This window comes from Arthrobacter sp. EpRS71 (genome assembly GCF_001512285.1).
Classification (GTDB): domain Bacteria; phylum Actinomycetota; class Actinomycetes; order Actinomycetales; family Micrococcaceae; genus Arthrobacter.
This window is the reverse complement of record NZ_LNUV01000006.1, coordinates 1,035,273-1,054,403: the sequence shown is the minus strand read 5'-3', so window position 1 is coordinate 1,054,403 and position 19,131 is coordinate 1,035,273. Positions and strand designations below refer to the sequence as shown.

Annotated in this window: 15 protein-coding genes; 4 read left to right on the top strand and 11 right to left on the bottom strand. The window is 58.5% G+C overall.

The window, feature by feature from the left end:
• Positions 1-63: 63 nt before the first annotated feature.
• From AR689_RS15175 to AR689_RS15140, 8 genes are all read right to left on the bottom strand, one after another.
• Positions 64-1,257: a Gfo/Idh/MocA family protein gene (locus AR689_RS15175; RefSeq protein ID WP_062071454.1), complete on the bottom strand. Its 1,194-nt coding sequence runs from the start codon at positions 1,255-1,257 to the stop codon at positions 64-66.
• A gap of 3 nt (positions 1,258-1,260) precedes the next feature.
• Positions 1,261-2,004 carry a ThuA domain-containing protein gene (locus tag AR689_RS15170; RefSeq protein WP_062071452.1) on the bottom strand — a complete coding sequence of 248 codons (744 nt, stop codon included), beginning with the start codon at positions 2,002-2,004 and terminating at the stop codon, positions 1,261-1,263.
• 1 nt (position 2,005) lies between these two features.
• The gene (locus AR689_RS15165) at positions 2,006-3,109 is read right to left on the bottom strand and encodes a Gfo/Idh/MocA family protein (RefSeq protein WP_062071451.1); all 1,104 of its coding nucleotides are present in this window, start codon (positions 3,107-3,109) and stop codon (positions 2,006-2,008) included.
• Between the two features lie 37 nt (positions 3,110-3,146).
• Positions 3,147-4,046: a carbohydrate ABC transporter permease gene (locus tag AR689_RS15160; RefSeq protein WP_062071449.1), complete on the bottom strand. Its 900-nt coding sequence runs from the start codon at positions 4,044-4,046 to the stop codon at positions 3,147-3,149.
• On the bottom strand, positions 4,043-4,975 hold the full coding sequence (locus AR689_RS15155; protein WP_062071448.1) for a carbohydrate ABC transporter permease: 933 nt from the start codon (positions 4,973-4,975) through the stop codon (positions 4,043-4,045). Before AR689_RS15155 ends, AR689_RS15160 begins: the two co-directional genes overlap by 4 nt.
• 2 nt (positions 4,976-4,977) lie before the next feature.
• Positions 4,978-6,291, bottom strand: coding sequence for an ABC transporter substrate-binding protein (locus AR689_RS15150; RefSeq protein ID WP_062071446.1), 1,314 nt, complete (start codon positions 6,289-6,291; stop codon positions 4,978-4,980).
• A 200-nt stretch (positions 6,292-6,491) separates the two neighbouring features.
• Positions 6,492-7,487, bottom strand: a complete 996-nt coding sequence (locus tag AR689_RS15145) for a LacI family DNA-binding transcriptional regulator (RefSeq protein ID WP_062071444.1) — start codon at positions 7,485-7,487, stop codon at positions 6,492-6,494.
• A gap of 620 nt (positions 7,488-8,107) precedes the next feature.
• Positions 8,108-8,965, bottom strand: coding sequence for a hypothetical protein (locus AR689_RS15140; protein WP_062071442.1), 858 nt, complete (start codon positions 8,963-8,965; stop codon positions 8,108-8,110).
• 663 nt (positions 8,966-9,628) lie between these two features.
• Here AR689_RS15140 and AR689_RS15135 point away from each other — a divergent pair.
• Positions 9,629-11,962: a preprotein translocase subunit SecA gene (locus tag AR689_RS15135; protein WP_156424611.1), complete on the top strand. Its 2,334-nt coding sequence runs from the start codon at positions 9,629-9,631 to the stop codon at positions 11,960-11,962.
• Positions 11,963-12,145: 183 nt separating this feature from the next.
• Here the strand turns inward: AR689_RS15135 and AR689_RS15130 are convergent, their stop codons facing one another.
• A complete protein-coding gene (locus AR689_RS15130; RefSeq protein WP_062071440.1) occupies positions 12,146-13,132 on the bottom strand; it encodes a phospholipase D-like domain-containing protein in 987 nt (328 codons plus the stop codon).
• Between the two features lie 674 nt (positions 13,133-13,806).
• Here AR689_RS15130 and AR689_RS15125 point away from each other — a divergent pair.
• The 3 genes from AR689_RS15125 to AR689_RS15115 all read left to right on the top strand — a co-directional run bounded on the left by AR689_RS15125 (position 13,807) and on the right by AR689_RS15115 (position 16,724).
• Entirely contained in the window at positions 13,807-14,508 is a 702-nt protein-coding gene (locus tag AR689_RS15125; protein WP_062071438.1) for a hypothetical protein, read from the top strand.
• The gene (locus tag AR689_RS15120) at positions 14,501-15,622 is read left to right on the top strand and encodes an XRE family transcriptional regulator (protein WP_062071437.1); all 1,122 of its coding nucleotides are present in this window, start codon (positions 14,501-14,503) and stop codon (positions 15,620-15,622) included. Before AR689_RS15125 ends, AR689_RS15120 begins: the two co-directional genes overlap by 8 nt.
• Positions 15,623-16,196: 574 nt before the next feature.
• Entirely contained in the window at positions 16,197-16,724 is a 528-nt protein-coding gene (locus AR689_RS15115; protein ID WP_197412894.1) for a hypothetical protein, read from the top strand.
• Between the two features lie 101 nt (positions 16,725-16,825).
• On the opposite strand, the gene AR689_RS15110 is transcribed toward AR689_RS15115, so the two are convergent.
• A complete protein-coding gene (locus AR689_RS15110; RefSeq protein WP_062071433.1) occupies positions 16,826-17,491 on the bottom strand; it encodes a hypothetical protein in 666 nt (221 codons plus the stop codon).
• 167 nt (positions 17,492-17,658) lie between these two features.
• Positions 17,659-18,660 (bottom strand): PASTA domain-containing protein, encoded by a 1,002-nt coding sequence (locus AR689_RS15105; protein WP_156424609.1) that lies wholly within the window; start codon positions 18,658-18,660, stop codon positions 17,659-17,661.
• Positions 18,661-19,131: the final 471 nt, after the last annotated feature.

Sequence of the window (19,131 nt, the reverse complement as noted above, 5' to 3'; positions counted from 1 at the left end):
GGCTCTCAGCGGAGCCAATTACCACCAGTGTGGAGCAGTCCCTACATCCGCGATAGAGGCCAACTATTTCGCGCCCAGAGCCTGGAGATCCCCGATTCCCTTAGTGACGGCCGGAACCTCCGTGACCACGCTCCTGTTCCGCGCCGACTCTTCGACGGCGGCCAGCACCCGCTGGATCTGGAGCCCGTCAGCGAACGACGGCGATGGCTGGGTTCCGTCGCGAACGGCAAGGAGGAAGTCGCGAACTTGGTGGGTGAAGGTGTGTTCCCAGCCGATGACGTGACCCTGCGGCCACCATGCTGCAGCGTAGGGGTGCTCGGACTCATTGACCAGGATCCGCCGGAAGCCCTGCTCCCTCACCGGAAGCGTAGCGTCCAGGAAGCCGAGTTCGTTCAGGTTCTCCAGATCAAACGTCAACGACCCCAAAGACCCGTAGATCTCTATCTTCAAAGAGTTCTTCTGTCCGGTAGCCACTCGTGACGCTTCTACCGACGCGCTAAGGCCGCCGGTCAGGCCCAAAGTTGCCCACGCGGCGTCGTCGACCGTCACTTTCTCCAGTCCAGCGGCTTCGGGGCGCTCGGCCACAAAAGTCCGCAACGTTCCGGTCACCTCAGTAACGGTCTGACCCGTCAGGTGCTGGACCTGGTCTATGGCGTGCGAGGCAATGTCCCCCAGCGCCCCGGACCCGGCTGTCTCCTTGCGGAGCCGCCAACTCATGGGGACGTCGACGTCGGACAGCCAGTCCTGAAGGTAAGCGGCACGGATGTGCCGCACAGTTCCGAGACGTCCTTCGGCAATCAGCTCCCGAGCCAAGGCCAGCGCAGGAACGCGGCGGTAGTTGAAGCCGATCATCGACTGCACTCCCCGGACCCGGGCCGCGGCGGCCGCTTCCGCCATCAATTCAGCCTCACCCAGAGTGTTGGCCAGCGGCTTCTCCACGAGTACATGCTTCCCGGCAGCCAGAGCTCCCAGAGCGATCTCCGCGTGCATCCAACCGGGCGCGCAGATATCCACGATGTCGATGTCGTCCCGCGAAATCACGGAACGCCAATCGGTCGCGGACTCGGCCCAGCCATACTTCGCGGCGGCCTCCGCCACCGCCAAGGCGTCCCGGCCAACGAGCACTTTCTGTTCGAAGGCCGGGACGTCGAAGAAACTGGCCACGTTCCGCCACGCGTTCGAGTGGGCTTTCCCCATAAAGGCGTAACCAATGGCGGCGACGCCCAACGGACGGCCACTAGGAAGAGAAACGGTCATGACCTACTCGAACCAACCCCGGGCCGGGTTGGAAACCTCCGGCGCATCCCGGAAAACACCAGGCTGGGCAACCCAACCAACACCGTTGGCGATGACCTTCTGGATCTGCGGCTGGTGGTACACCGGGTATTCCTGGTCGCCGGGGCTGAAGTAGAAAATCCGACCCTTGCCGCGCGAGAACGTCACGCCTGAACGGAACACTTCTCCCCCGGTAAACGAGCTGATGAAGATCAGGTCATCGGGTTCCGGGATGTCGAACAGTTCGCCGTACATTTCCTGTTGCGGAATAACAATCGGGCTCTCAATGCCAGCCGCGATCGGGTGTGAAGGTTTCACCGTCCACACGAGTTCGCGTTCGCCCTCATTGCGCCACTTCAGCGAGCAGGTGGTGCCCAACAAACGAGTGAAGATCTTGGCGAAGTGCCCGGAGTGCAGCACCACCAAACCCATTCCGCCAAGGACGTGGCGCTGCACGCGCTCCACCACCTCGTCAGCGACTTCCCCATGCGCAATGTGCCCCCACCAGAGCAGTACGTCGGTTTGCGCAAGGACTTCCTCGGAAAGTCCGTGCTCGGGGTCGGCGAGTGTCGCCGTCGAGATTTCGGAGTCCGGGTAGAAGCCGCGCAGTCCGGCGGCAATGGCGCCGTGGATCCCTTCGGGGTACATGTCGCCGATGGTCGCAGGCTCGTTACGGGCCTCGTGGACGGCCTCGTTCCAGACAACAATCTTCAATTTCGCATCAGACATTTCAGAGCACCACTTCACGTTGTTCGAGGGCGGATTTGTAGCAGGCATCGAGCACCAAGGCCCGGCTGAGGGCCAGTGACCCGTCATGGCTTCCCCACACAGTTTCGCCACCGCGCACGGCGGCAATGAAATCGTCGACAACGGCCTGGTGGGCTCGCCCGGGTTCGGCAACCACTTCGAAGTCGGCGTTCTCGCCGTCCTTCTCGGTGAAGACGTGAACATCCGCCACCGGGTTCTCGGAGGCGCCCACTGAGCGCAAGTCCGCTCCGCCGTCGGTCCCGTAAACGGTGAAGTCCATGAGGTCCCGCTCGTCCCGGTACGTGGCCCACCCCGCTTCAAGGATCAAGGTACCGCCGCCTTCCAACCGGATGAACGCGGATGCGAAGTCTTCCACTTCAAATTTATGGCTGGAGTTGGAGGCTGTGTAGCGGGCGTTGCCGCCGAGGCCGCGCGGGCCAAGTTCGGAGTGGGTGGACGCTGAGACGGCCAGGACTTTCGGCTCGCCGAGGAGGTGCAGCGAGTAGTCCAGCACGTGGACACCGATATCAGCCAGCGGTCCGCCGCCGGCGAGTTCCGGGTTGGTGAACCAGCTGCCCAGCATCGGAATTCCTTGGCGTCGGAGCCACGATGCCTTGGCGTAGTACGGGCGACCCAGCGTGCCGGCGTCGATTACTTCCTTGAGTGCCTGGATGTCGCCGCGGCGGCGGTGGTTGAACGCGACGTCCAGCACGCGTCCAGCCTTCCGGGCGGCGTCCACCATCTGTTGACCCTCGACGGCGTTGCGCGCCAACGGCTTTTCGCTCAGCACATGCAATCCCCGCTCGAGCGACGCAATGGCGATGGGTGCGTGCAGGAACGTCGGCACGGCGACGCTGACGGCGTCGAGACCTTCAAGCTCGATCATGTCTTCCCAGCGTGCGAACGCGTGGGGAATGCTGTACTCCTCCTTCAGCTGGGCAAGAAGGTCTTGTTCCATGCCCGCGACGGCGACAATCTCGACGCCGGGAATGTTGCTGTACGCCTTGAGGTGCTGCTGGCCGGCCCAACCGATGCCCACAACTCCCACCTTGAGGGTTGCGGACGGGGCCTGCTGCTGAATACTCACGTTGTTCCTGTTCTTTCTGGGGTTTCTAGGTTTGGGGTTAGCCTTTGACGGCGCCGGCCGTCATGCCGGAAACGATGCGCTTCTGGCACACGAGCACCAGAATCACCAGCGGGACAGTGATGATCACCGACGCGGCGCTGATGGTGCCGAGGGGCTGGTCGAACTCGCTGGTTCCGCTGAAGAACGCAATCGCGACCGGCACGGGCCGGGCTTCGGGCGAGGTGGTCAGGGTGACGGCCAGGAGGAACTCGTTCCAGACCGAGATGAACACCAGGATCGCCGTCGTCGCCAAGCCCGGGACCGCCAACGGCAGGATGACCTTGCGGAAAGCCACAAACGGGGTGGCGCCATCCATGTACGCGGATTCCTCCAGCTCACGCGGGATCTCTTTGAAGAAAGACGTCAGCGTGTAGATCGCCAGCGGCAACGCGAATGTCAGCTTCGGGATGATGAGGCCCAGCAAAGTGTCGTACAGGCCGATCTCGCGCCAGATGGAGAACATCGGGGCTGCGATGGCGATGGCCGGGAACGTGGTGACCGAGAGGATCAGCGTGAGGATCATCGCCTTGCGGCGCATCTTCAACCGGGCAAGCGCATAGGCGGCGAAGGACGCGAACACCAAAGCCACTGTTGTGGTCACGACGGCGATAATCACCGAGTTGCGCAAGGCCAGGAGGAACTCGGGGTTCTGGAAGACCACCAGATAGTTCTCGAGTGTCGGCTGGCTTGGGAAGAGCTCGCCTTGGGACAGGCTCGCACCCTTCTTAAGGGAGGTGTTCACCAGCCAGTAGAACGGGATGAGCGAGAAAGCCATGACGGCCACCACGAACACCCATACCAAGGGGTGCAGTTTTGATTCCCCACGCAAGCGACGCTTCGGCGCCTTGGGGCGCTTGGCGAGATCCGCCGTCGGGCGTTCTGCAGTCAGCGTGCTCATTGTTCCTCCTTCGCGACGTCGCGGATGTTGCCGCCGGCGAAGCGGACGTAGATGACCGAGACCACCATGACGGTGAGGAAGGTCAGGATGGACAGCGCCGAGCCTTCGCCCACCAGCCGGTTTTCGCGCAGTTGCGTGTAGGCCAGCATGGACATGGATTCGGTGCCGTTGGCGCCGCGGGTGAGGACGAACGGGAGGTCGAAGACGCGGAGGGCGTCCATGGTGCGGAAGATCGCGGCGAGGACGATCGCCGGACGCAGCAGCGGCAGGGTGATGTTCACGAAGGTCTGCCATTTGCTGGCGCCGTCGAGTTCCGCGGCCTCGTACGTTTCGGCGGAGATGACCTGCAGGCCGGCCAGGATGATGAGCGCCGCGAACGGGGTGGTCTTCCAGACGTCGGCCATGACGATCACGGCCATCGCGTAGCCGTGCTCACCGAGCCACACCACATCGCCGCCTGGCAGTCCCAGCGCGGAGAGGACGTTGGTGACCAGGCCCATGTTGGGCTGAAACATCGTTTGCCAGGTGATGGCGCTGACCACGGTGATGATGGCGTACGGCAGCAGAACCACGGTGCGCAGGACGGCGCGGCCCTTGAACGCGAGGTTGAGCAGCAACGCCATGGCCGTACCGAGGATGAGTTCCAGGCTGACCGAGAGGCCTGCGAAGAGGAATGTCTGGCCGAACGCTGCCCACCATTCTTGGCTTGCGAGGGCGTTGACGTAGTTTTCCAGTCCCACAAAGCGGGACAGGCCGGCGGTCCGAACGCTGTACTGGTTCAGTGAGAGCCAGATCGCGTAGCCGATGGGGACCGCCGCAACCAGGGCCATGATGAACAGCGACGGTGCGGTCATGCGGAACGCGAGCTTGCGCTCGGCGCGGTCGCGGCCGCTTGTTTTTGCTGGCGCCTGTAGTGTTCTGGTGGCCATGGCTAGAAGCTCGCCTTGGCGGTGGTGATTTCCTCGGCCATCTTCTGCACGGCTTCCTCGGTGGAGGCTGTGCCGGAGAGGACGGCGTAGACGTTCTTGTAGATCGCCTGCGAGATCTGCGGGTAGACCGGGGAGATCGGGCGCGGCTTGGCGCCCTTCACCGAGGCGAGGAGTTCCGTGGCGAACGGCATCTTCTGCAGCACCGCCGGATCCGAGTAGGCAGCTTCGTTGACCGGGGCCTGCGAGTAATCCATGGCCACGTGCTTCTGCCAGTTCGGGCTAGTAGCGAAGTCGATGAACGCGACAGCCCCGGCCTGGTTGGTGGAGTGAGCCGAGATCGCCAGGTTCCAGCCGCCCAGCACGCCGGAGGCCTTGCCGCCTTCCCATGCCGGCAGCGGCGCGACCGCGAAGCTGGACGCCAGCGGTGTCGCGTTCAGCAGGCGGTACACGTGCGGCCAGTTGCGCTGGTAACCGAAGTCGCCGGACTCGTAGGCGAGGCGGGCGGGGTCTTCGTTGTAGGTGAGGACGGCGCGGTCTGCTGAGCTGTTCTTGAGGCCGTCGCTCATGAAGTTCAGGACGTCGCGGGTTTCCTTGGAGTCGATTTTGACGTCGCCCTGTTCGTTGAGGACTTCGCCGCCTGCGCTGTAGAGCATTTCGAGGAAGTTCACCGTGAGGCCCTCGTACTGCTTGCCCTGGTAGACGTATCCGTTGCCGGGAGCCTTGGCGGCTTCAGCGTAGAGCTGCTGCCAGGACTCGGGCTTGGCTACCTTGTCCTTCTGGTAGTAGATCAATCCGGCGTTGGTGAAGAACGGCGAGCCCCAGTACTTGTCCTGGTACTTGGTGGTTTCCACAGTGGACGGAATGAGCCGGTCCTTGTTGGCTTCCACCAGTTTGGTCTGGTCCAGCAGCCAGCCTTGGGACGCGAACTCGGAGGTCCAGATGACGTCCGTGACGAAGAGGTCGCACTCCGTGGACTTGCCCTCGAGCCGCTGCACGATCTGCGTGCGGGCTTCATCCGTGGTGGCGCCGATCTCCGTGTACTTGGCCGCGACCTTGCCGTTCGCCTTAGTGAACGCCTCCGCCGTGCCCTTGTAGATGCCACTCGCGTCCTTGACGCCGCAGATGTTCACGGCACCGCTGGCATTAGCGCCCGACGCCGGATCGGCAGCTGCCGCTTGTTCGGCACCTTGGGGTGCGGCTCCCCCGCCGCACGCGCTGAGGAGGAGGGCTGCTGCTACTGCGGTCGCGGCTAGGGCTTTACGGGTGCGGGGCGTTGCTTTGTTCTGGAGCGGGAGAGCAGGTCGGTTCAAGTCCACAAGTGGCTCCTTTGGTGGCTGTGGGTGGTGGCGTTCAGTGCGCGTTTTGGCTGTCCCGCGTACTGAGGAGTGGCTTCTTTGCCGGTGGTTCTTTTTAGTTTGTGGAATCGATTCCAAATGTTGCCTGAAAAACGGCCTTGCGGCCGTGGAATCGATTCCAAAGTAGTGTGACAGGGACCACGGAGGGCTGTCAACCCTCTTTATTTCGTGGAGTCTCGGATGACGAGTTCGTGCGGGAGGAAGGTTCTTCCCTTGCGATGGACGCCTGGGACCGTCATGCGTTCCAGGAGTTCAGCGAAGGCTACGCGGCCCATTTCGTAGGCGGGCTGCCTTACCGTGGTCAGCTCCGGGACGCACATTTCTGCTTGGGCCGAGTCATCGAAGCCTGCTACGGCGATGTCCTCCGGAACGTTGAGGCCAGCGTCGGTGAGTTCGCGAACGCAGCCGGCTGCGACCACGTCGGTTCCGCAAAAGATCGCATCCGGTAGGTCTTTTGCTTCCAGGAGTCCCTTTGTGAGTGCTCTGCCTGAGTGGAAACCGAAGTTGCCTTCACCGAACAGGATCTGGTCATCTTCTAAGCCCGATTCCTTGAGTGCTTGGCGGAACCCTTCTTCGCGCAGCCGGCCTGAGCGGGCACCCCTATGGGCAAGCATGGCCAGCTTCTTAGCGCCCGTGTTGATCAGGTGTTTGGTGATGTCGTAGGCGGCTTGGCGGTCATCGATGGACACTCCGAATGCTGCTTCGGCGTCGACAATTTCACAGACCTGAATCACGCTGAGTTGCTCAGCGACTGCGTTGACGTCGTCGTCCGGCATTGTCGGGGAAAAGATGACAAGTCCGTCAACGGAGCCATTGCGCAGCATGTCGACAAGCTGCTGCTCGCGGTCGAGGTCTCCGTCGGTGGCCGCGATGAGGCTGACATAGCCGGAGTCAGCTGCAGCGTCACCTACACCTCGGAAGACTTCGCTGATCACTAGAGAATCCAGGTTCTTAGCCAACGCCAGGACTCGCATTGTTCTGTCACGCCGAAGGTCCCTTGCTGACGCGAGGGGACGATAGCTGAGCTCCCGGATCGCGGTGTTGACCTTCTCCTTGGCCGCCTCACTGACAGCCGGGCTTCCGTTCAAGACGCGCGACACCGTCCCTACGGACACGCCCGCCGTTCTGGCGACGTCCTGAACTGTCGGCCGAGCCATTCGATTGTCCTTCCGCGAGCGATTCTGCGGCTTCTGCACAATTGCCGTGGCATGCCCAGCGGCGCTCCTCAGCTTAGCCGGAGTATGGAAACCGGCCATGCCTGACGATCAGTCGCAATTCGACCGCTGACGCGATCAGTGCGAGCGGTCGTAGGTGAACCCACCCGTTGACGGGCTCGCGCCCCGTCAGAACAGCGACATCAAGAATGAACAAACCTCCCACAATCTCGCTAAAGGCGCGAACTCATCAACATTGAGAAAAACGAAATGAGACAGTCTGCTTGGACGTCGCGACCCCGGTACAGAGCCTTACGGATTGACCGAAGCCTTTACGAGAGGGGTCGAATTAAAAGGACTCTTTTACGCGACGCCCTTGACGCCCGAGTACCAGCAATGACTGCCGCAGTGAGACATGCACGGAGGCAACTATCGCCTCATACTGAAGAACCAGCTCAGCGCGCCGATAGCGGATGTTATGTCGTGTTGTACTCTGCATATCTCATCCGATGAATCAATTCGCCCTTTCCCTGGTCCTGTCGGGATCTGCTGAATCGCCCCTTCGCTGCGCGGAATTCTGGCATCCTGGCGGTCTCGTCCGGAGTTGCTGCCGGCAACCTCGATCAGGGGTTCACGAGATCCGTTTCTTGCAAATGACGGACGTCCCAGCCATCAGCTTCGCGCCACCGGTAGACCGTTACGTCATTGCTAGTGAAGTGTCGACCGATCCAAACCTCGTCGACAAGTCCTACGTTCCGGACAGTTCCGCCAAGGAGCCCATTATCCAACCTACGTGTGATGTCGAAGTGGCTCTCGACATCTAACCAGAGGAATAGCACACGGCGATTCGCCACGGCCCGCCCCATTTTCTGAACATCCGACAAGTGTTTACCGGCTAGCTGTTCTGACACGAATGTCGAGACGTACTCGGGATCCGTCGGGTCCCACGAGAACCCATCGTCAATCTTAGCCAGAGTGCAGTGGCCTGCCGGGAGGGTTGGCACCACCCCTGCAGAAATCACCCCAGCTGCGTGCATTGCCACTAGCGTGCTGTACCAAACCGGACGATCCGCTTCGGAGCTAAATAAATGCTGTTGCAAGCTCACCGAATCGACCGAAGGCACCGTCAGGCGTTCAAGCTCCGCGAGCCAAGTCTCCAGCTGCTGACGGATTTCACGCGCGTTTCCTCCACTAGAGACCGCGACCAACCAACCCTGTTTTAGACCGTCAAAGTCGGCGGCGAGATTCGGAAAGTGGTAATTGAATTGCGCACTGTCTCGGAGCGTGTCGGTCTCAGCAATTGTCGTAACCTCGACTGCAACTGTTGTCGTTCCATCGGACAGATCGAAGTCATGAGTTCCTGAAGGTGCACCGTCGACGTCCCTGGGAGTGATTTCCCATCTCGCGGCGCCGTACACGGAGCGCACTGCTTGAGCGGCACGTAGTTCACGAACGTCGAGAGCAGAATTTCCCTTGGCCATACCGCAGATTAGCAGACCTTTCCCTAGACTTTGAGCTCCGCAGGCGGCACCCTCTTGCGTTACTCCACCAACGACGACGGTCAGTGACGAGGCCCGGGAGACCAACAAAGTGTCTAACGCCTCCTTGACGCCGGTCCCGTCACCACGTGGGAGTAAGCACGCCGCCCCGTTCAACGGCCGAACAGACCTGTTGATGGACGATCAGATCCACTGCGCAAAACTGCGAGCATCAGCGATCCCCAAAAGTGCCGCCAGGACGGTGTCCTAGGCACCCCTCCCTATCTCACCGTTCGGACGGTCCGCACAAACCGGGCCGAGACGCCTCGATCAGCCCTCAGTTTGAACCACTAGGCCTTCGTACCGCTGCGAGGGTGGGGAGTCTCACTGCGATCGGAGATCACCGAGGTTACGAAATCAAGCGCTGTCCAGTTACCGGGACTTGCGGTCACTTCTGCTACGGATTCCATCTTGCCTCCGGCGGGACGGGTACTGTTCCCGGAGGTTTCGATGCATCGCATGCCTGGATGTTGCTCCGGTTAAAGGGTCAGTTACCTGTGGTCAAATTGACCCATGACAGCCAGATCCAAACGCAGGAATGCCAGGAAGCGCCAAAGAAAGAGTCGTCGGGCAGTTCCGTCGTTCGATGTCCACGCACGTCACCTGATGGACTCCGTAGTTTCGATTGAAGCGTTGGCTCGTCAATTCGCTGGTATGGATAAGCCGGAGGAATCAATCCAGAAGGCATTCGACGAGGCGGTGGCAGAATTTGTCGGCGAACTAGAAAGATTTGAGCCCCACCGTCTGCTCGAAGTCGCTCGGATGGCATACTTGCCATGGGCGCGGGTAGGCCAGATGACTCCCAATCCCGAGGCCAAGGCCGCGCACATAGAACTACTTGCCCTAATCGCCCTGTCGGCAATGAATCAGCGAAGTCAAGACAACGGCTTTCCTACGCCTGCGCCAAATGAGATGAGCCGCTTCGTCTCAGAAGCTACCGAGCGTCTGAACAATCTGTTGGAGATGTCCCATCTCCGTGCTCTAGCAGCTGAAGACCCAACCAACCGTCTGGCAATGATTAACCAGCTGCTGCGCGGCTCCCAGGTGCTGGTCCGACACACCTCCTACGCTGAGATGGTTGAACAGACCTTGGTACAACTGTTCGACGGCAACCCTGACGTACGTGCGACCTTGACATCTGAACTTGGATTTGACGTAAAGGACGCGCTGGCTGTTTTGAAGGGTTGCCACGACCTTCAGCAGAATCAGTTGAACTGTCGCGGTGCGTACTTCGCTGAGGTACTTAATACATCGGAGATAGTCGATGAAGATGCGCCTATTGAGGAAAGTCGGGCTGCGATCGAAACGGCTTTTACACAACTGTTTGAACCCGACATTGGTCAGGCGACAGTTGACGTAAATGACCTTGCACGTCAGTCGGGAGTCCCTCTAGCCCGGACTCGTGCGGTCTGCAAAAGCTTCCGTGTTGACCTGTCCTCCTTTACCCCAAGCGAGGTAGTACAAGAATTCATGTCAGGAAATAACCCTCTGCGAACACGTCCCATGATAGTCACTTCTGAAGGCCGTCTAATGATGCCTCATGGATCGTTGACCATGGATGCGATCAAAGAGAACTTGGAAGAGCACCTAAAATCATCCATTACTTGGAATAAGTATGTTAAGCACCGCGGTGAGCTTCTTGAGCAGCGCACATCGAATATTCTGCAAAAAGTCATGCCTGGTGCAGTATTTCGTGATGGATTTGAATACTATGTTCCTGCCAGTGAAGCCGAATTAGCTTTGGCCGATCCGAAAGTTTATACGAAAAGGGTAGAGGGTGACCACTTAATTATCCTCGATGACGTAGCCGTTATCATCGAGGACAAGGCAGTTGCCCTCAGTGCCCTGTCCAAAGGTGGGAAAACCAACCGGATCCGTACTGACTTGACCGGCCTAATTACGAAGGCTGCAGCCCAGGCTGGCCGCCTAAGGGAACTGATAGAACGCGATGGTGGTGTTCGCGTGGAGGCCGAGGGCTGGGTAGATCTTTCCCAAATTCGAGAAATACACACTGTCGCCGTGAGCCTCGATGATCTCGGAAGTGTCTCTACCGCGACAATTGAGCTCGTCCGTGCAGGAATTCTAGAGCCGGACAACATCCCGTGGACTGTATCCTTGCATGACCTTGAGCTTATTTCGGAACTTATGGAGCGACCAGCAGAATTTTTACTGTACTTGCGCAGAAGATTGAACCCAAATGCAACAGTGATGTTCTCAGCATCGGATGAACTGGACCTGTTCCTGTTCTTTTTTGAAGACGGCTTGTGGGTCGAACCGGACCCTGAATTCGTACGGTCAGTTTTTAGCTGGCTGCCTGCGCCGACAACCATTGATCGCCGACGGTTCCGTGAGCAGACGCCCAGCATCATCACGAGCAGAACAGATGCCCTAGATGCGTGGTACTACTCAAAAATCAGAGGTGACAATCCACCGGCCCCCAGACCGAAAATGGTTACATCACCCCTGGGGGAGGTTATCGATGAGCTCCAATCACGGAGAGTAGAAGGATGGTTGAGCATCGGTGCAACGCTCCTGGGCGCTGCGACCAAGACTCAGCATCAATTAGCGCGGAATCCGAAGGACCTCCTCGACGCACCTGCAGCTAACGGTCTCGGCCGAAGTATGACCATCCCGTTTACTGGGACGACAGTACTGTCAGAAGCTTGGTTGATGGTCTGGGGGACTCGCCCGGTTGATCAAGAACCGGTGGCAGATGAAAAGCTGTGGCGAGATTATCTAAGGTCGAAAAAGTACCAGCTAAAGTTTCCTCGTGCTGCCGCATTCATATACGACGAGGGCACTCGTGCTTTGGCTGATGTGTACTATGACGGCCATAGTGGTGAGTTGCCAGAGGATCTTCGAAAGAACCTGGTCAAACTTCATCCAGCATCGTCGCTGACCGGTCGGCTGCACCCCGACGGGAAGCGTGCCCGGAGGTAGGGCACCGGAAACTGTACGTGCCGTCCTCCGGTTAGTGCTAAGGGTCGCCGCGAAGGCAGCGTCGCCTTAGACGACTAATTTCGTCACTGACTCTCTGGCACTCGCTCTTGCTCACCGAAAGCCCACCACAACCTAACCTGCGCCGTGGTGGGCTTTCTGAACGCCTTAGGTTAGGTCAATCATCTAACTTAATAGCCTCGCAAGGGCCCTTACACCTGCTGTGAATTCATCGAATTCCAGCTTCATGTGACCGTTTTGCAGACCTCCCGTGCTGGCAACAAGCTCCCGGGCCTTAAGTTTCAGTACCCGGTCCGGCACGAAGCGTGGTTTGGTGCGGCTCACCCAAGGCCAACGTAATGCTTCATCACCTCTGAGCTCACAGTAGTCGGCAGGTAGCTTTTCTGGATCCGAGGTTACTTCCACCACGGCATAGCAATCACGCGTCTCCGCGCAAATGATGACCAGGTCGCGGGGCTTGATACTCGGTCGCCCTTCTCCCCTGCCGTTGCCCATCCGAGGGCTCCCGAAAAGCCAATCTCCCCTCCATTGCTCCAGAGCGGGTTTGCCGTACTCGCCCTTCAGCCATAGCTTCCGCGTGCCATCACGGGCATCTAATAGCAGCTGCTCAACTTGTGCCAGTGCTGACTCAGCATCAAGCTCGCCTGAACCGTGCGGGGGAGATTGGTTTAGGCGGCGTGCCCGGATGGACAGCTTCTGTAGGTCCGCAGAAGTTACGTCGGTATGACGCCAAACGCTGATGTTATGCCTGACAGCTTCGACTTGGCTGGGACTAAGATCAACGCCCATCTCGAGATTGGGTGCCGCTGAACTTCCGAGGCCGGCACCAGTAAGGTTGGCAGATCCCAGAAAACCGCGGCCGCCGATGAGGAAGATCTTTGCGTGCAAGCGGTTGACATGACTGACTGTAACCCCGCTCTCCATCAGAGTTCTTAGCCCCTCCACCGACAGATAGCCGTTTGCCACCGCGGTTGGATCCAGACACGTGAAGACGCGCCAGCAACCGCCCTTTCGGGCAACAGAAGCAGCCAACTCCCTGCACACATCAAATGACAAATATGGGCTTGCAAGCACCACGTCCCCACCTGGGCTGCTGACTGCCTCGAACAGCCAGCTGGCAGCAGTCGTGTAAACAAGGCCCTCGTTCAGCATGATAGAGACACTACGACAGAGAATCCAGGCGCCACTTTGGCCACACCGTATTCCGACGAATGAGAGCCCAGAATCCAGCTACGCCTAGCCCTCGAAAACGACTCTTTGGTCTTTAACAACCACATCAAAAAGCCTGGCGCAGCGGGTGGTGCAGAAGCGACAAACAAAGTCGGGCCCGCGACGTCCAGCGCCTGTGAGTGTTGCTAGAAGACGAGTGTGACGGTCACGACTGGCTGGCCACTCCCCTGCAATTCAGTTTCATTTTTCCGAAAGCGCCGAAGTCGGCGACGATCTAGGCCAGTGCTTTCGGCATGATGAAATAGGTGCCGTGGATGCGCAGATGAAGCTAATGGATGTTGCTCCCGGGGTGGAGTCCCTGAAAGATGCTTACAGGGATGCTACCGATGATCTGGTTCGGGCGGACCCCGATTCGACTGTCGGACTGGTTATGTGCGCTTGTCATCCGCTCGTTCCTCATCGACATGCCCTCGCTCTGCAGGACATCCCCACGCCACCCTTGCGTCTCGTCCGGGCGAGCAGTTGCCTGAGGTTGCCAAGCCAGGACGCGCCATCCAGCATGTCAAACTAAAGCAAAAACGCTCGAAACGTGTGCGATACTAAAGTCACTTGGGGCCGGCTCCGCGGCTCCTAGCCCCGACTCAGGAGGTCCCCCAGTGGTCCCAGTCTCACCTGCCGCCGCCCTCGGCGAGCAAGCAAACGACGTGCGCCCGCTTCTGGTAGATGTTGTGCGCTACAGGCACGATCGCTCCGCGGAGGCGCATCAAGTCTCGGAGTCACGCTATGGGATGGGATTCGGGAGTCAGTGGCGTGACCTTTTGGACGACGTCCAGGACGCGATGAAAGCGAGGGGATACAGGACGTACAGATTGCCTCCGGCCGGATACAAGCTTCCGGTCGTGAACGACTGCCTGGTTTACGTCTGGCGTGTACCGGACTCTGTTGATGCGATCTCCTCGTTCGCATCAAGTCCGACGCGATTGAATGGTTTTGCTGCGGAGCTCCTTGACCCGACCCTATTCGAGCCAGGTTTCACTGGCGAGCCCGAGTTGACGTCAGTGAATGATTCGCCGGAAGTAGACGAACTCGGGAGAGTTGTACGGGCGGCCGATGATGTTATGCCACTGGTGCTCGTCATGATCCAGTCGACACCCCGGCAGCTGCAGTCGATTGTGTGGGCAGTGGCCGAGCTCGACAAAGAGAGCGGAGACGTCAGGTTGCACGGGCAGGAAACCCTTTGGGCGCCCCAAGTCAACGTCGACGATGCTGCGATCTACGTCGAGTCGTTCGATAGCGGCACACCGAATGAACCCAAGATCGCCCCACAGGAACAGGAGGGGACACAGCCAGATGCATGACGACGCCCCTGGTCTATTTGAGCTTGGCGCCGTCAAACAAACATTCGGTCGTTTCGAGCCTGCCCGGCTAACCCAAGCACGTGTTCGCACGGGCGTCAGCAAAACAGACTTAGCCACCGAAGTCGGTGTGTCTGCAGCCGCAATCGGTCAATATGAGGCGGGGGTGAACTCGCCTCGTGTCGATGTACTCGATCGTTTAGCGAAGGTGCTGGATGTGCACCCGAGCTTTTTCGGCGCTGGCCGACCACTCGCCAGAATTGATACCGTGCATGCTCACTTTCGGAGCTTGCGGTCTGCCCGCGTCAGCGAACGGCAAAGGGCCCTGGCTACCGCAACTTTGATGTGGGAATTGACGTTCGTCCTAGAACGCCACGTCAAGCTCCCGGAAGTTGACTTACCCGTCATTCCAGCCGGCACCCCGCCGTCTGACGCGGCAGCCCTATTGCGCCATCACTGGGGACTTCCTCGAGGACCTGTGCGCCACTTGGTTGCAACCGCAGAATCGCACGGCATCGTGGTTGCAGTCCGCCCGTTGGGCGAGATCGATTCGGTTGATGCCTTTTCGGTCGTGATACTCGATCGTCCTATCCTCGTCACTACACCGCGGCGCAGCGAAAACGTCTTTCGCCACCGATTCTCAATTGCACATGAAATCGGCCACCTTCTGCTCCACTCTGATTCTTCCGAGTACAGCGCAGCGCTTGAGAACGAAGCGGACGAGTTTGCCGCTGCTTTCCTGACACCCGCAACAGATATGGACTCGTCCCTCCCCCAGAGACTCGATTTGGCAACTTTGGATCGCATCGGACGGACTTGGGGAGTCTCGCCCCACTCGCTTATCCGCAGGATGGTCGAACGGGGTCGAACCACCGAATCATCGGCGCGCAGAGCGTACCAACGCCTAACCATGACCGAGGACCCCACAGCGGATCCGACCAGTGCCTATCCAGGAGAAGTGCCGACGCTACTGAAAAAAGCTGCCGAACTAGCCGCCGACTACGGCGCGGGAGCTCCCGTAATTGCCGATGCTCTAAAGATCAGCCCTCGGCAGGTTAGGGATCTGCTAGGAGAGGTAGACAGGCGACCACGGCTCCGCCTGATAGACGGTGGCTAATTGAGGCCCTGTCGAAAGTCACCGGTGCCCGCTTCCTGGCCTGGGTACCAAGCCCAACCATGCGTTGGAAATCGAAGTAATCAACGATCTCCAGAAGCATGACGTCGTATGTACCCGCATACAGCTTCGAACGCCCATCCCTGGGTTGGCCATCTTATAACTACTACTCCGGTGCAGTCGTGAGGCTGGTGATCAAGCTTGTCCACAACGGGATCGACCTGATCATCACAAGGCACCGCCTTCGGACATTCGTGCGAATTCTTCATCAGCAGTTGCTTTCTGGTGCCCCTGTGTTGGGGCTGTCCTTGGCAGACAGATCGCTCTTTGATCGTTCAGTACCCCCGGAGGCCCCTGCAGGCCGTTCTCATTTCGTGGGACGCTGGGACATGTGGGCGGGTCCTATGATCGCTCCTTGATCAGGATCTGTAGAGCAATCCGGATCACACCAATGGAGTCTAAAGCGTTGGAACTACTTTGGTACATTTAGCCGGAGTCTAGATATTCGACCTAACGTTCCGGATTGTCCGAAAGCGAAAATGCTTGTCTCCTCGCCGATGCGTAAGCAAAGCGTGGCATGGACTTTTCAGGCGAACGGTCGAGCTGCTGCCAAGCGCCCTCCGAGAGAAAGAAAATTGTGACGGAAATTGGTGATGTCCTAGCGCTCTGGGCGTTGATAGTCAGCATCGTTGGAACGACGATAGCCCTCTGCGCACTGGCCGTTGCCTATCTCGACTGGCGCCAGGTAGGCATGGAATCTCCTTGGAAATTCACAGCGGTCGGTGGTGGGCTCTGGCTGCTTGAACGCGTCCACCGGAAGCCGGCAGAGATTCGCAGGTTTGAGTATGGGCAGAAATGTTCCGGGCTAGAGTTTGGAATCATGACTCCAGCAGGCATCCCGCTGAGGGTTTATCGCAGGGGCGACACTGAACTTGTGTCGGTGAGTCCCTCCTCAAGCGTTGAGATGATATCCATCGTGTATAAGGAGCACGGGATCCGGAGCAGGTTCTTCAGGAGAGTTCCGAAGCGAAGCTCCTTATATTCTCATGGTTCGGATGATGAATCATACGAACGGTGGGATACCCCCGTGTATTCGAACCCCTAAGAAAATGGGCAGCCTGGAATTTCAAACATGAACAGCTTCCAGTAGCTCATCCGAGACTTACCTATTTGCGCGTGCTCTAAACCGCACACTACATATAGTTCCTATCGTGACTTTACCTTTTCAACTTTGACCCGCAGAGGAAGCCATCTTTTGGTCTTAATAATCCTCACTGCAATCAGTGAGCAAGAAAGGTCATCTTCCAGTATCTGAGTGATCCGCAGAAGTCGCCCCACAGTGACATGCGCGGCTGCCATTTCAAAACTGATTCGCCTGGAATGGCGGTAGTCATTGGGATTCTCGTACCAATTTGAGACTGCCCCTATCATATACTGACGATTGGGGAACTTATCTTCGAGGTGCTCAAGAAGACCAGGAAGAACTGCTGCGATACCCGCAAGCAAGCCAGCATCTGGGAGTGGTAGCGAGCCGCCTACATGCTTCGCAGAAAACTGGATCCAGACCATGGGTAGGCGGGTATTCAGCTGAGCAAGTTGGCGCTTCCGTACTTTGTCCACAACCCACCGGACAGCAGCTCCGACGGCCTTGAGCGCGCCAATGATCATCCCCACAGAAACCTTTATCTCGATGGGTCCGCCCCCGAGACCGGTAGGTTCTGTCGCCCTGATGAAAAAACCAGAGCGGCGCATGTATTCAGTAATTGCGGAGGTGAGTCCCTCATCATCTCGGCGACCATATCGGTCGAGGGTCGCTGAAGAGACAGTTAGCTCTGAGGAGTAGGCGTGGATATTTTGCGGAAGGCTGGCCATCTGTCTAGGACTCCTTGTGTAGCCAAGCTGTGCAGGCTTGATCATTCAATAGATATTTCAGTTGACGGGAAAAACGATATTTGCGGCTTCGCTGTAGGGCACCTACGCGGTCACCGTACACGGCTTCGAGGACGGCAGGAGGCCTAATTGTGGGCGGAAACGGCCATCTAGCTTATCTTGGTCCAAATACCGCACCCTGAAGACTCGAAGCCTTCACCTGCGTACACCGTCGCTATGGCGCCGTCCGGGGCGAAGCCCACGAAATCGTTTGAGATGATACTCCCTGAACCGGTGTTCCTGGACCAGTAGCAATTTTTCACACCCGGCTTGGTTCGGTAGGTTCCAGCCTCCATGTCTTTTCCGACAATCTTGTTGCCATCGCTGATCTGCACCGCGTGCGCGGCTTCCTCTAAGGCCGCAGCGTGAGGGGCATCCGGGCACATAGCAAGGGCAGCCAAAGCCTCAGCCTTCTTCCACTGAGGCTTGGCTGGCAACTCATCGGCATAGTCAGGGTTGTCGATTGCACACAAGTCGAAAACGGACGCGTAGGCGAAGCCAGGGATGCTTGCATCGCCGCCGTTAATCGCAACAATGTCAACGATCTTCTGCTCTCGAGGCAAGAGCTTCGTAGTGTCGTAGACGCTGGTTCCGTCAAGGTAAAGGGAGCAGCCGTTCCGCCGGTGGTAGTACAGGCTGGCCCAGACCTCTTTGTAGGATTTGAAAATCTTTTGAGGTTCCGATGTTCCAGCGCCTCCGCAGGTGTACGTGTATCTGAGGGCAAGAGTCGCCTGTGCAGCCTTCTCGGCTTTTGCTGAAGCAGCAGCTTTCTGTTCCGCTTCGCTAACGTTTGTGATGATGCGGACCACACCATCTGGCTTTGCTTCATGTGCGGCTGGTTCGGTCCCAACAACCAAAACATCTGTATCCGGGTAATCCTTCAACCACTCGTTCCCGTTGGCGTCGAAGAAGGATGCATCGAAGCCGAGGCTGCGAAGCTCGCTCCGTGCGTCCACAGCCCTCTTGCCCTGCACATCCGGAAGAGTAGTTGGCGATTGAGAGACAGCTGGCGTACCGCTTGGCGACAAATTCGCGGGCGGGGCATTCGACCCACATGCCGTAATTGTTGCCAGCAAGACCGCTGCAAATGCGGTAGCAATCGTGATCTTCATTTTTTCCTGGATACAGCGAGTGACGGATGAGATGGGCAGCTGTGAATGACTAAAGGGTCACCAACAACCGGCTAACAATACCAACGATCTTGTACGAGGCTCCTCGGTAGGAGAGGACTACTCACTTACTTCTGGAGGCTGGCCACCTCCCTAGTCGGGAGATACGAATGGTTGACCACAAGATTGCAAATCTCATCAGCGGCTACTTGCCAGCTGAAGGCAAGGCCGGCTCGGCGGCCCAAAGGGTGTGAAGATGGCCGAACTCTTGGTGATCGAGAATGACGTGGAGCGCAAATGCTCGCACGCGATTAGGTGTGGGTTCATCCAGGAAAGGAATTGGCCGGCACGCACAACGCGCCTGGCTTTCGTTGATCGATGGCTGAGACTCCAAGGGCCATCGAAACCGCGGTATGTCCTAGCACGCTGTGGCGACAAAGCCAAGTTCATCACCCCTGGTATCCCAAACCCCAC

Bases quoted from the DNA above. Each gene is read 5' to 3' on its own strand.
- AR689_RS15120 (WP_062071437.1), top strand. From the start codon at position 14,501: ATGCATGACGACGCCCCTGGTCTATTTGAGCTTGGCGCCGTCAAACAA.
- AR689_RS15115 (WP_197412894.1), top strand. From the start codon at position 16,197: ATGGACTTTTCAGGCGAACGGTCGAGCTGCTGCCAAGCGCCCTCCGAG.
- AR689_RS15130 (WP_062071440.1), bottom strand. From the start codon at position 13,132: ATGCTGAACGAGGGCCTTGTTTACACGACTGCTGCCAGCTGGCTGTTC.
- AR689_RS15105 (WP_156424609.1), bottom strand. From the start codon at position 18,660: ATGAAGATCACGATTGCTACCGCATTTGCAGCGGTCTTGCTGGCAACA.
- AR689_RS15175 (WP_062071454.1), bottom strand. From the start codon at position 1,257: ATGACCGTTTCTCTTCCTAGTGGCCGTCCGTTGGGCGTCGCCGCCATT.
- AR689_RS15140 (WP_062071442.1), bottom strand. From the start codon at position 8,965: ATGGCCAAGGGAAATTCTGCTCTCGACGTTCGTGAACTACGTGCCGCT.
- AR689_RS15160 (WP_062071449.1), bottom strand. From the start codon at position 4,046: ATGAGCACGCTGACTGCAGAACGCCCGACGGCGGATCTCGCCAAGCGC.
- AR689_RS15155 (WP_062071448.1), bottom strand. From the start codon at position 4,975: ATGGCCACCAGAACACTACAGGCGCCAGCAAAAACAAGCGGCCGCGAC.
- AR689_RS15145 (WP_062071444.1), bottom strand. From the start codon at position 7,487: ATGGCTCGGCCGACAGTTCAGGACGTCGCCAGAACGGCGGGCGTGTCC.
- AR689_RS15110 (WP_062071433.1), bottom strand. From the start codon at position 17,491: ATGGCCAGCCTTCCGCAAAATATCCACGCCTACTCCTCAGAGCTAACT.
- AR689_RS15170 (WP_062071452.1), bottom strand. From the start codon at position 2,004: ATGTCTGATGCGAAATTGAAGATTGTTGTCTGGAACGAGGCCGTCCAC.
- AR689_RS15135 (WP_156424611.1), top strand. From the start codon at position 9,629: ATGGACTCCGTAGTTTCGATTGAAGCGTTGGCTCGTCAATTCGCTGGT.